The organism is Microbacterium sp. 20-116, from assembly GCF_041079415.1.
Classification (GTDB): Bacteria; Actinomycetota; Actinomycetes; order Actinomycetales; family Microbacteriaceae; genus Microbacterium.
Genome location: NZ_JBFYGP010000013.1, coordinates 1 through 12,472, shown reverse-complemented (window position 1 = coordinate 12,472; position 12,472 = coordinate 1). Strand labels below are relative to the sequence as shown.

General features: G+C 69.1%; 11 protein-coding genes. 2 read left to right on the top strand and 9 right to left on the bottom strand.

All coding sequences use genetic code 11. The annotated features are described in order from the left end of the window. Positions 1 to 123: 123 nt before the first annotated feature. From AB6V29_RS16100 to AB6V29_RS16070, 7 genes are all read right to left on the bottom strand, one after another. Positions 124 to 1,917 (bottom strand): ABC-F family ATP-binding cassette domain-containing protein, encoded by a 1,794-nt coding sequence (locus tag AB6V29_RS16100; RefSeq protein WP_210074068.1) that lies wholly within the window; start codon positions 1,915 to 1,917, stop codon positions 124 to 126. Between the two features lie 202 nt (positions 1,918 to 2,119). Beyond that, positions 2,120 to 3,037 (bottom strand): ABC transporter substrate-binding protein, encoded by a 918-nt coding sequence (locus AB6V29_RS16095; protein WP_267787504.1) that lies wholly within the window; start codon positions 3,035 to 3,037, stop codon positions 2,120 to 2,122. Between the two features lie 40 nt (positions 3,038 to 3,077). Further along, the gene (locus AB6V29_RS16090) at positions 3,078 to 3,836 is read right to left on the bottom strand and encodes an ABC transporter permease (RefSeq protein WP_267787505.1); all 759 of its coding nucleotides are present in this window, start codon (positions 3,834 to 3,836) and stop codon (positions 3,078 to 3,080) included. Then, a complete protein-coding gene (locus AB6V29_RS16085; RefSeq protein ID WP_210074063.1) occupies positions 3,833 to 4,513 on the bottom strand; it encodes an ABC transporter permease in 681 nt (226 codons plus the stop codon). Before AB6V29_RS16085 ends, AB6V29_RS16090 begins: the two co-directional genes overlap by 4 nt. After that, the gene (locus AB6V29_RS16080; protein ID WP_210074061.1) at positions 4,510 to 5,334 is read right to left on the bottom strand and encodes an ABC transporter ATP-binding protein; all 825 of its coding nucleotides are present in this window, start codon (positions 5,332 to 5,334) and stop codon (positions 4,510 to 4,512) included. The genes AB6V29_RS16085 and AB6V29_RS16080 overlap by 4 nt, the downstream gene beginning before the upstream one ends. A gap of 14 nt (positions 5,335 to 5,348) precedes the next feature. Continuing rightward, positions 5,349 to 5,651: a DUF427 domain-containing protein gene (locus AB6V29_RS16075; protein ID WP_267787506.1), complete on the bottom strand. Its 303-nt coding sequence runs from the start codon at positions 5,649 to 5,651 to the stop codon at positions 5,349 to 5,351. 135 nt (positions 5,652 to 5,786) lie between these two features. Next, a complete protein-coding gene (locus AB6V29_RS16070; RefSeq protein WP_267787507.1) occupies positions 5,787 to 6,719 on the bottom strand; it encodes a 4-(cytidine 5'-diphospho)-2-C-methyl-D-erythritol kinase in 933 nt (310 codons plus the stop codon). A gap of 242 nt (positions 6,720 to 6,961) precedes the next feature. Between AB6V29_RS16070 and AB6V29_RS16065 the strand changes: the two genes are divergently transcribed. Next, on the top strand, positions 6,962 to 8,542 hold the full coding sequence (locus AB6V29_RS16065) for a stealth family protein (protein WP_267787508.1): 1,581 nt from the start codon (positions 6,962 to 6,964) through the stop codon (positions 8,540 to 8,542). Here the strand turns inward: AB6V29_RS16065 and AB6V29_RS16060 are convergent. Next, the gene (locus tag AB6V29_RS16060; protein ID WP_267787509.1) at positions 8,493 to 9,428 is read right to left on the bottom strand and encodes a phosphodiesterase; all 936 of its coding nucleotides are present in this window, start codon (positions 9,426 to 9,428) and stop codon (positions 8,493 to 8,495) included. The two genes, AB6V29_RS16065 and AB6V29_RS16060, sit on opposite strands and share 50 nt — an antisense overlap. Before the next feature lie 325 nt (positions 9,429 to 9,753). Beyond that, entirely contained in the window at positions 9,754 to 10,593 is an 840-nt protein-coding gene (rsmA, locus tag AB6V29_RS16055) for a 16S rRNA (adenine(1518)-N(6)/adenine(1519)-N(6))-dimethyltransferase RsmA (RefSeq protein WP_369359879.1), read from the bottom strand. A 67-nt stretch (positions 10,594 to 10,660) separates the two neighbouring features. Here rsmA and AB6V29_RS16050 point away from each other — a divergent pair, with 67 nt between their 5' ends. Then, positions 10,661 to 12,121 (top strand): sugar porter family MFS transporter, encoded by a 1,461-nt coding sequence (locus AB6V29_RS16050; RefSeq protein ID WP_210074048.1) that lies wholly within the window; start codon positions 10,661 to 10,663, stop codon positions 12,119 to 12,121. Positions 12,122 to 12,472 lie beyond the last annotated feature (351 nt).

Here is a 12,472-nt window from a genome sequence, read left to right as displayed (position 1 = left end):
ACGACGCGAACGGCCCGTCACCCGAGGGGGCGGGCCGTTCGCCGTGCGGGGAGGAGATCTCGGCGGCCGAGGACGATCGAGGTACGAAAATCCTCCGCTGGGCGGCACTCGCTCGGGACGAGCTCAGCCGATCGTCTCGGTGAGCTCGAACCACTTCATCTCGAGCTCGTCGCGCTCGCCCTCGAGGGCCGAGATGCGCTGCATCTCTTTGCCGAGTCCCTCATAATCCGCCTGGTCGTGGTCGACGAGCGCGGCTTTGGCCCTGTCGATCTGCTGCTGCAGCTTCTCGATGCGCCGCTCGGTGGCCGAGGCCTCCTTCTGCGCGGCGCGCAGTTCCGCGCCCTGCAGACCCGAGGTCGCGGTGGCGCCGCCCGTCGTCGCGGACCGCGAGGGCTCGGCATCCTGAATCGCTCGAAGACGCAGGTACTCGTCGACGCCGCCGGGCAGGTGCCGCAGCTTCGCATCGAGGATCGCGTACTGCTGGTCGGTGACGCGCTCGAGGAAGTACCGGTCGTGCGAGACGACGATGAGGGTGCCCGACCACGAGTCGAGCAGGTCTTCCATGGCCGCGAGCATGTCGGTGTCGAGGTCGTTGGTGGGCTCGTCGAGGATGAGCACGTTCGGCTGGTCGAGCAGGACGAGCAGCAGCTGCAGGCGCCGCTTCTGACCGCCGGAGAGGTCTTTCACGGGGGTCGAGAGCTGGGCGCTCGAGAACCCGAGGCGCTCGAGCAGCTCGCCGGGGGTGAGCTCCTTCGCCTTCGACCCCGCGCCGAACGAATAGGTGGTCCGCAGCCCCGAGATCACCACGCGCACGGGGTCGTTCAGGTGCTGGTCGAGCTCGTCGAGGCGCTGGGTGAGGGTGGCGACCTTCACCGTCTTGCCGCGCTTGACCCGGCCGCTCGTCGGCTCGAGCGAGCCGGTGACCAGGCTCAGCAGGGTCGACTTGCCCGCGCCGTTCACCCCCAGGATGCCGGTGCGCTCACCCGGGGCGATGCGCCACTCGACGTCTTTCAGGACCGTGTGATCGCCGTAGGTCACACCGGCGTCGAGCAGGTCGACCACGTCTTTGCCGAGCCGTGCCACGGCGAGGGACTGCAACGCGACCTTGTCGCGGATCTCGGGCACGTCGGCGATGAGCTCGTTGGCCGCATCGATGCGGAACTTCGGCTTCGACGTGCGCGCCGGCGCCCCGCGACGCAGCCACGCCAGCTCTTTGCGGGCCAGGTTCTGTCGGCGCTGTTCGATGGATGCCGCCTGACGGTCGCGCTCCACGCGCTGCAGGATGTACGCCGCGTACCCGCCCTCGAAGGGCTCGACGAGACGGTCGTGCACCTCCCAGGTGACCGTGCAGATCTCGTCGAGGAACCACCGATCGTGCGTGACGACGAGCAGACCGCCCGCCGACGGCGCCCACCGCTTCTTCAGGTGCCCCGCGAGCCAGGTGATGGCTTCGACGTCGAGGTGGTTGGTGGGCTCGTCCAGGAACAGCACATCCCAATCGCCCGAGAGCAGCGCCGCCAGCGCGACGCGGCGGCGCTGACCGCCCGAGAGGTCGCCGAGGCGCGCGTCCCAGGGCAGATCACCCAGCAGACCCGCGATCACGTCGCGCGTGCGCGCGTCACCGGCCCACTCGTGTTCGGCGCGGTCGCCGACCACCGCGTGCCCGATCGTGTCGTCGTCGTCGAGGGTGTCCTGCTGGTCGAGCACGCCCACGGTGACGCCGCCGCGCACCGTCACGCGCCCGCCGTCGGGTTCGCGGGTGCCGGCGAGCATGCCGAGCAGACTCGACTTGCCGTCGCCGTTGCGACCGACGATGCCGATTCGGTCACCTTCGTTCACGCCGAGCGAGACGGAGTCGAAGACGACCTTGGTCGGGTATTCCAGGTGCAGGGCTTCGCCCCCGAGCAGGTGTGCCATATCCGTCCCAGGCTACGCGGTGCCCGGGGTGTGCGAGCGCGCGGGGGTGCCGGCATCCGGGATCTCCTGCTTCCCGTCGCCCATCTGGCGCGCCACGGACGAGACGATCGCAGGCGCACCCCGGATGCCGGCACCCGGGGCCGCGGCCGGAACGACGACGGGGCCGCCCGGCGAACCGGACGACCCCGCGTGACTCGACGGCTCAGAAGCCGTTGGCCGAGAGCCACTCCTTGGCGATGTCGGCGGACGACTTCTGGTCGACCGTGGACTCGACGTTCATCTCGACGAGGGCATCGGCCGTCAGGGCGGCGCTGACCTTGTTGAGCACGTCCGACACCTCGGAGGCGACGTTCGAGTTGACCACCGGCACCACGTTCGACGCCAGGAACAGGCCCTTGGGGTCGGTCAGCGTGACGAGGTTGTCGGTCTTGATGCGGGGGTCGGCCGTGTAGACGTTGGCGACCTGGACGGTACCGGCGACGAGGTCGTCGACCGTGGTCTCACCGGTGGGCGAGAACTGGACGCTCACGCCGTAGGTCGACTGCAGACCGGTGGGTCCGTAGGGACGCTCGGCGAGCTCGGCGTTGCCCCCGAGGGTCACACCCGACGTCACCTTCGCGAGGTCGGCGATCGAGGTGAGCCCGTTCGCGTCGGCGAACGCCTTCGTGACGGTGTACGAGTCCTGGTCGGTGGCCTGCGACTGGTCGAGGACCTCGAGACCCTCGGGGAGGGCGGCCGGCAGAGCCGCGTACACGTCGTCGGAGGTGCGCGCGGTGGTGTCCTTCTCGAAGAACTGGAGCAGGTTGCCGGTGTACTCGGGGAAGACCGAGACGGTGCCGTCCTCGAGCAGCGGGATGTACGCGTCGCGCTGACCGATCTGGAACTGGCGCTTCACGGTCTTGCCGGCACCCTCGAGCGCCTGCGCGTAGATCTCGGCGATGATCTCGTTCGAGTAGTAGGCCTGCGAGCCGACCACGATGGTGTCGCTCGAGGCGCTGGCGTCGCCGCCGCCGTTGCTGAGGGGATCGCTGGAGCCGCCGCCGCAACCGGCGAGGGCGAGCGAGGCGACCGCGAGGCCGGCGAACAGGCCGAGGCCCTTCTTGGTTCGTGCTGTGAACATGGGTGCTCTCTTTTCTGGTGATTCGGGAATCGAGTGTGGGTCAGGGGGTCGCCGGAGGTGCGGTCGGTGCCCCCACGGCGAGGGCTTCGGCGCGACGCTGACGAACGGAGCGCCGCTGCGGCTGAGCGGAACCTGCGGCACGGATGCCACGGGGTACGACCAGGTGCTGAAGCAGGGCGAAGAGCCCGTCGATGACGAGCGCGAGGACGGCCACGAGGATCGCCCCGCCGATGAGGATGTCGAACCGGCGGAGCGGGATCGCGGCGATGATGTACTGCCCGAGCCCGCCGAGGCCGATGTACGCGGCGATCGTGACGGTCGCCAACACCTGCAGGGTCGCCGCACGGATGCCGCCGACCAGCAGCGGAAGACCGAGGGGAACCTCGATGCGCCAGAGGATCTGCGACTCGGTCATGCCCATCGAGCGTCCCGCGTCGATCACGCGGCGGTCGATGGCCTCGAAGCCCGTGTACGCCCCGGCGAGCAGCGACGGGATCGCCAGCACGATGAACGAGATGACCGCGGCCTCGGGCTTGTGGAGGACGCCGAGGAGCAGTGTCAGGAGGATCAGCAAGCCGAAGGAGGGGATCGCCCGTGCCGCACCCGAGATCGCCACGGCACTCTCGCGCCCCTTGCCGGTGTGGCCGATGTACCAGCCCAGCGGGATGGCGATCGCTCCCGCGATCACCACGGCGACCAGCGTGTACAGCAACTGGACGCCGATGGCGGCGGGGATCGAGTCGAACTGGCCGGAATCCCCGGAGAAGATCCAGGCGATCGCGTCGCCGAGGAGGTTCATGCCTTCACCAGCGTTCGGTTGGCCTGACGCGAGACGGTCTTCGTCCCACGCGTCCACGGCATGAGCAGGCGGCCCGCGACCACGAGCAGCAGGTCGATGATCAGAGCGAGCACCACGACGGCGATCACGCCCGCGAAGACCTCGGGGATGATGCGCCTTTGCAGCCCGTTCGTGAACAGGTAGCCGATGTTCTGGATGCCGACGAGGATGCCGACCGTGGCCAGCGCGATCGTGCTGGCCGAGGCGACGCGCAGACCCGCGAGCACGACGGGGCCGGCGAGCGGGAACTCCACCGCCCAGAAGCGACGGAAGGAGCCGTAGCCGATGGCCGTCGAGGCCTGGCGGACTCCGGCATCCACCGAATCGAGACCGTCCGCGACCGCGCGTACGAGGATCGCGACCGCGTAGATGGCGAGAGCGACGATGAGGTTCGTCTCGCTGACGATGCTGTACCAACCGGTGACGACGGGCACGAGGATCAGCAGGGCGAGAGAGGGGATCGTGTAGAGCAAGCCGGTGATGGTGATGACACCGCTGCGCACGAGGCGATACCGCCACGCGACCCAGCCGAGCGGGACGCTCAACACGAAGCCAGCGATCAACGCGATGATGCTCTGGCGCAGGTGCACCAGCGTGAGCTCCCCGATCAGCTCGAGGTTGTTGCCGACCCAGTTCACGGGCGGGAATCCTCCACGAGCGCACCCTGCGTGCGTCCCTCGGCATCCACGACGACCGTGCCGCTCGGCGTCTGCTTCAGATGGAGCGCGCGCTTGCCCTTGACCGCGCCGATGAAGCTCGCGACGAAGTCGCTGGCGGGGTTCTCGACGATCTCGCTGGGAGTTCCCACCTGCGCGATCTTCGCGCCCTTCTCGAGGATCACGACCTGGTCGCCGAGCAGGAAGGCCTCGTCGATGTCGTGGGTGACGAAGACGATCGTCTTGCCGATCTCGCTCTGCAGACGAAGGAGTTCCTGCTGCAGTTCATCGCGGACGATCGGATCGACGGCACCGAAGGGTTCGTCCATCAGCAGGATGTTGGGGTCGGCGGCGAGGCCGCGAGCGACGCCGACGCGCTGCTGCTGCCCGCCGGAGAGCTGGCTGGGGTAACGGTCGGCCATCGCCGCGTCGAGGCCCACCGTCTTCATGAGCTCGAGCGCCCGGGCGCGAGCGGCTTTACGGTTCTGCCCCTGCAGCACCGGCACGGTGGCGATGTTGTCGGCCACGGTGAAGTGCGGCAAGAGGCCGGAGTTCTGCATCACGTAGCCGATGCTGCGGCGCAACTGCACGGCGGGGCTGCCGCCGATGTCTGCTCCGTCGATCTCGATCGTGCCCGAGGAGGGCTCGACCATGCGGTTGATCATGCGCAGCAATGTCGTCTTGCCACAGCCGGACGACCCCACGAAGACGGTCGTCTTTCGCGAGGGGATGACGAGATGGAAGTCGTCGACGGCGCGCGTGCCGTCGGGGAAGACCTTGGAGACGGCCGAGAACTCGATCATGTGCTCACCCGACCTCAGTCGGAGACCACGACCTTCCGGTCGAAGGCGACGTAGCCGGCGAAGTCCTTGCCCACGCGCTCCACAGCGCCCGGGTACAGGTCGGGGTACGACCAGGCACCGTCGGCCAGTTCGACACCGTCGAGCGCGACGTTCCAGTACTGTGCAGCGCCCTTCCACGGGCAGGTGTACGGGGTGGGGCTCTCATGCAGAGCGCCCTCGCGGACGGACTGCGGCGGGAAGTACCAGTTGCCCTCGATCGAGGCCAGGTCGTTGCGGTCGGCTTCGGCGATCACGACGCCGTCGAGCACTGCCTTCATGGTTTACCCCCTCCGTGGCGTCCCGCGGGCACAGCGCCCATCGGTGACGGACCACCTCGCATGAGGCTAACCAGACGGTCGGCACGCAAAGCGCAGATTGCCCCGTGTGACGACCTGGGCTAGGGTGCGGCGCCCTCAGACCACACGCGCGCCGGGAACGGGCCCGTGCACGTGCAGGGCGACCAGACCGGCGGCGCTGAGGGTGACCTGCAGGTCGATGGCGGATGATTCGTCGGCGGCGAGGAACGCGAGCGTCGGCCCGGAGCCCGAAACGATCCCCGCCAGGGCACCCGAGCTCTCGCCGCGCTCGAGCACGCGGGCGAGATCGGGGCGGAGGTGGAGGGCCGGCGCCTGGAGGTCGTTGCGCAGGCTCGCGGCGAGCATGCCGGCGTCGCCCTGACGAAGGGCGTGGAGCACGTCACGGTCGACCACGGGCACGCGCGGAGCCGGACCGATGTCGACGGCGTGACGTCTGCGGTGCGCATCGAGCTCGCCATAGACGACGGGGGTCGACATGCCGGTCTCGTTCGGAACGAGCACCCAGTCGAAGCGCCCACGCGCGAGAGCCGGACTCAGCTGGTCGCCGCGACCGGTGCCGATGGCGGTCCCGCCGAGCAGGGCGAAGGGGACGTCCGCGCCGAGGCGGGCAGCCAGGCGGGCGAGCTCGCTCGTCGGCATCCCGAGCCCCCAGAGCGCATCGCAGGCGACGAGGGCGGCAGCCGCATCGGCCGATCCCCCACCCATGCCGCCGGCGACGGGAACGGCCTTGCGGACCGAGAGATGGGCACCTCGGTCGATTCCCGCGGTCTGCGCGAGAAGGCGCGCCGCGCGAACGGCGAGGTTGCGGTCGTCGGTGGGAACACCATCGATATCGACCGGACCGCGCGCGGACACCTCGATCGTGATGTCGTCAGCGGGCGTCGCGACCATCTCTTCGTAGAGGGACACCGCTTGGAAGGCCGTCGCGAGCTCGTGGTAACCGTCGTCCTGGACGTCGCCCACCTCGAGGAAGACGTTGATCTTCCCGGGCGCGCGAACGCGGACGGATGCCGGGGCGTGGACGCTCATCGTCCCTGCCGCCGTCCCGCGCGCCGGGGGCTGTCGGGGTGTGCGAAACTGGAACGTCGGCCCGCTTCCCGCCAACGCTCGCAAGGCGGTACGGAAAGGTACGGGCCGGAGCGAGCGATCTGAGTCACTCTTCGACAGTAGTGCTCCGCTCCCCCGTCGTTCGGCGCCGAGGCCGAAACGTCTTCGTAACCCCGGAACCATACGGTGACCGGATCCCTTGCACCCACCCCCGAGGAGGCAGAATGCGCCCGATGGTCCCCCTGTCGATCGACACCGACCCCTGGCGCGCCCTGCTGTCCCGGTCCGATATCCGCATGCACGACGGCATCCTGCACGTCGTCGACGACTCCTCGACGCCCGCGATGGCCGAGCGCGACGACCTGCTCACCGCAGCGTCCGCGATCGAAGCTGCGGGGGTGAGGGTGCTGCTGGTGCGCGACGCCAACCGTCGTCCCAAGCTCGTCGTCGATACCGCCGATGCCGCGAAGGCCCTCGCCGCGCTGCGCGATCCCGACCTCGGCCCGATGTACCTCAAGGCCCGTGGCGAAGACCCGGTGCCCGCACACAGCGTCGAGCCCGCTCCCGGGTCGGTGCAGGCCTACGCGGTCTTCCGCCCGCGCACCTCGACCGAGGGGTCGTACCGCTACGGCTCGGCGTTGGCTCCGCGGATGGAGCTCTGGCGTTTCGGCGAGAAGACCATCGAGGCACCCCGCCCGAGCGCCCTCACCCGCCGCAAGTTCGCCGCCGCCGACCTCGATCTGGTCGAGGTCGAGCGCTACGGCCGCCGCTGGATGACGGTCTCGGGCATGTTCGACCCCCACCCGAACGAGTTCACCGCCGACGTCGACATGGTCTTCTCGTGGGTCGACGGATCCTCGAGCGAGTTCCAACGTCAGCGCGCTGCCCGGATGAAGGGCTACGTCGTCGGCGACGGCGACGACAACGCCGCCCGGTACCGACAGGTCGACGAACTGCGTTACGCGCTGCGCAGTGTGCACATGTACGCGCCGTGGGTGCGCCGCATCTTCATCGCCACCGACTCCCCCACCCCGGAATGGCTCGCCGATCACCCGAAAGTGACGATCGTGCGCAGCGAGGAGTTCTTCGCCGATCCCTCGGTCCTTCCCACGCACAACTCGCACGCGGTCGAGGCGCAGCTGCACCGCATCCCCGGTCTGGCCGAGCACTTCCTCTACAGCAACGACGACATGTTCTTCGGGCGCCCCGTCACCCCCGAACTGTTCTTCAGCGGTGGCGGAGTGAGCCGTTTCGTCGAGAGCGGTGTGCGCATCGGCAGCGGTCCGGCGCACGTCGACCGCTCCGGCCACGACAACGGCCTGCGCGTGAACCGGGCGCTGCTCAAAGAGCGCTTCGGCCGTGTCATCACACTCGACCTCGAGCACTGCGCGACGCCGCTGCGCCGTTCCGTGGCCTTCGAGCTCGAGCGGGAGTTCGCCGAGGACTATGCACGCACGGCCGCGAGCCGGTTCCGTTCGGCGACCGACATCTCGGTCACCAACAGCCTGTACCACCACTACGCTCTGGCGACCGGTCGCGCGGTCATCACGACCGAGCCGCGCACCCGCTACGTGCAGACCACGCAGTTGGACTCCCTCCGCACCATGGAGCGCCTCGTGTCGCGCCGAGACACCGACATGTTCTGCCTCAACGACGGCAGCGTGCCCGAGATCCCCGAGGAGGTGCGCGTCCCGGCGCTGCGCGCCTGCCTCGAGCGCTACTTCCCGGTCGCTGCGCCGTGGGAGAAGACCTCGGTCAGCGAAGGATCGGCAGCGGCGTCGTCGGCGGCGACACCCGGCCGCTGAGCTCGCGCGAGGTCGGGACCACGACGCCGGCGTCGTGCAGCCGCCGCTGCGACTCGTCCGCGTCGACATACTGCAAGGCCGCGCTCGTCGCGAGCGGAACGACGGAGTGAACGACCGTCTCGTCGTACACGTGCACGATGTTGAAGCCCTGCGCCGCGTCCTGAGGGCGCGTGCCGCCCACGGGCACCATGAGGTCCTGCGTGTAGCAGGTGGCCGAGGCGACGGACACCGGGATGCCGGCGAACGTGGCGAACGTCGAGTAGTGCAGGTGTCCCGCGAGGATGGCGCGGACGTCGGATCCTCGAAGGATCGCGGCGAGACTGCGCTGATCGCGCAGTTCAACGGAGGCCGCGAGGTCGAGCACGCTCGGGACGGGCGGGTGGTGCATCGCGAGGATCGTGCCGAGGGGCGCGGGGGTGGCCAGCACCTCGGCGAGCCACTCGCGCTGAGCCGCCGTGACCTCGCCGTGATGGGCACCGGGCACCGAGGTGTCGAGCGTCACGATGCGCAAGCCGTCGAACTCGTCGACGCGGTCGACCGGAGCGTCGCGGTCGCCCTCGTCACCGGGCAGCAGCCGCGAGCGGAAGGCCGCCCGGTCGTCGTGGTTGCCCATGACCCACACCACGCGCGTCTGCAAGCGCTCGGCGAGCGGCTCGACCAACGCGCGGACACGGTCGTAGGCGTCAGCCTCGCCGTAGTCGGCGAGGTCGCCGGTGAAGACGAGGGCGTCGGGGCGGATGCCCGACGCACCGATCGCCTCGACCGCACGGGCGAGGTACGCCTCGGAGTCGACGTCGTCGTAGAGCGGTGCACCGCCGGCGCGAAGGTGGGTGTCGCTCAGGTGGAGCAGCACACGTTCGGCTCGGGGGTACTCGGCGTAGCGCATCTCGATCCTCTCGGGCCGTCGGGTACGACCTCGTCACCGGCGTGATGCTCCCGGTTGGCTCGAAATGTTACAGACATGTTTCTGGAACGCGTGATGAACACGGCGAGAATTCACCCGACAGTTCACAACGTGGCCGCACTGCGCGGTGGCACGGGACGTCGTGTGGGGTGGACGCCGCGCCGCATCCCGCCCGGTCGAGCGACATGACCCGCGATGCGCGAGATGACCCGAGACGAGCGCGAAACGCGGGTCCTCTCGGCGGACAGGGGTCACCTCGAACGCGGGTCACGTCGGGGCGCCCCGACCTCGGGTCAGAGCGCGGCGATCAGACCGCGGCGATGCGCGCGTAGTCCTCAACCGTCAGCTGCTCGCCGCGCAGCGTGGGATCCACGCCGGCCGCTTCGAGATGAGCTGACGCCTCCGCGGCCGTGCCGCCCAGCACGCCCGACAGCGCCTGGCGGAGCATCTTGCGGCGCTGCTGGAAAGCGGCATCCACGATCTGGAAAGTGCGGAGTCGGTGCTCCTCGGTGCCGCGGGCTTCGGCATCCCGGTCGAAGCCGACGAGCACGCTGTCGACGTTCGGCACGGGCCAGAACACCTGACGCGACACCGTGCCGGCCAGTCGCCATGAGCCGTACCAGGCCGCCTTGACGCTCGGGGCGCCGTAGATCTTCGACCCGGGAGGGGCGGCGAGGCGCTCCCCCACCTCGGCCTGCACCATGACGACGCCGCGCTGCAGGTAGGGGAAGGTCTCGAGGAAGTGCAGCAGCACGGGCACCGAGACGTTGTACGGCAGGTTCGCGACCAGGACACCGGGTTCTCCCGGCAGCTCATCGACGCGCAGAGCGTCGGCGTCGATGACCGTCAGGCGGCCGGCGGGCACGTCGTGGGCTGCCGCGGTGGAGGGAAGCCGCTCCGCGAGCCGGTGATCGATCTCGACGGCAACGACCGAGGCGCCCGTCTCGAGGATCGCCAGAGTGAGGGATCCAAGACCGGGACCGATCTCGACGACACGATCGGATGCCGTGACCCGAGCCGCCTGCACGATCTTGCGCACCGTGTTGGCGTCGACGACGAAGTTCTGCCCGAGCTTCTTGGTGGGGGTCACATCGAGCTCGGCGGCGAGCCGACGGATCTCGGAGGCACCGAGGAGGGAAACGGGCATTGTTCCACTGTAGTCAGCGATCCCGCCAGTACCCGACGCTCCCGATGGGCAGGAGTAGCGTGATCAGGTGAGTCAAACGCAGTCCATCCCCTCGAACGCTTTCACCCTCAGGAGCCCCTACGGGCGACGAGCCATCGGGCTCTCGCTCGCGGCAGCGGTGGGCGGTTTCCTCTTCGGTTTCGACTCCTCGGTCATCAACGGCGCTGTCGACGCCGTCCAGGGCAACTTCGAGCTCTCGCAGGTGCTCACCGGTTTCGTCGTCGCCGTCGCCCTGCTCGGTTGCGCCGTCGGCGCGATCGTCGCCGGCGCCCTGTCGGACCGCTGGGGGCGCCTCAAGGTCATGCTCCTCGGCGCCGTGCTGTTCTTCGTCTCGTCGATCGGCGCCGCCCTCACCTTCAGCGTGCCCGACCTCATCCTGTGGCGCGTGATGAGCGGACTGGGAATCGGCATCGCCTCGGTGGTCGCCCCCGCCTACATTGCGGAGGTCGCCCCGCGTCAGATCCGTGGTTCCCTGGCCTCCCTGCAGCAGCTGGCGATCACGCTCGGTATCTTCGGCGCCCTGCTCTCGGATGCCCTGCTGGCCAACACCGCCGGCGGCGCGGCCAATCAGCTGTGGCTGGGCATGGAGGCCTGGCGCTGGATGTTCCTCGTCGGTGTGGTCCCGGCAGCGGTATACGGAGTCCTGTCCTTCACGGTTCCCGAATCGCCCCGCTACCTGCTCTCGAAGGGCAAGCGCGACGAGGCGAAGGCGATCTTCGCGCGACTGGTGCCGCCGGCCGACCTCGACAAGACGATGAACGAGCTCTCGAACGCCATCGAGGCCGACCGCAAGAACAAGAACGTCTCGCTGCGCGGGCCGGTGCTGGGACTGCAGGGGATCGTGTGGACCGGCATTCTGCTGTCGATGTTCCAGCAGTTCGTCGGCATCAACGTGATCTTCTACTACTCCACGACCCTCTGGAAGGCTGTCGGCTTCGACGAGAGCAACTCTCTGCTGATCTCGGTGATCACCTCGGTCACGAACGTCGTCGTGACCTTCGTCGCGATCTTCCTCGTCGACCGGGTGGGCCGGAAGCCGATTCTCTTGACCGGCTCGATCCTCATGACCGTTTCGCTCGGTGCGATGGCGCTCTCGTTCGCCTTCGCCACCGGTTCGGGTACGGACGTGTCGTTGCCCGCCCCGTGGGGTGGAGTCGCTTTGGTCGCCGCGAACGTCTTCGTCGTCGGCTTCGGGGCGTCGTGGGGCCCGCTGGTCTGGGTGCTGCTCGGCGAGATCTTCCCGAGCCGCATCCGAGGCAAGGCCCTCGGCGTCGCCGCCGGAGCCCAGTGGATCGCGAACTTCGCCATCACGGTGTCGTTCCCGGCCATGTCGGGCTGGTCGCTGCCCCTCACCTACGGCATGTACGCCCTGTTCGCGGCCCTGTCGTTCGTCTACGTCGCCCTGCGCATCCCCGAGACCAAGGGCATGGAGCTCGAACAGACCGAGACCCTGTTCGTCCGCAAGCCGAAGGCGAAGGCCAAGGCCTGACGCGAAGCCCGCGTCCGGATGCCAGAAGGCCGGTGCCCCGAGGGGCGCCGGCCTTCCGCGCGTCGGCGTGTCGCCCGCGCACCCTCAGCGATCCGCACAGGGTGCGCGGCATCCGGGGCGAAAGGGCTGAGGATGCGCGAATCGCTGAGACTGCGCGACGCCCGACCCACCCACTCGACATCACCCAAGCGATTCGCACAAGCTCAGCGGCATCCAGGGCCGAGCGGCTGAGGATGCGCGAAACACTGAGACTGCGCGACGCCCGCCCCACCCACGCCACATCACCCCAGCGATCCGCACAAACTCAGCGGCATCCAGGGCCGAGCGGCTGAGGATGCGCGAATCACTGAG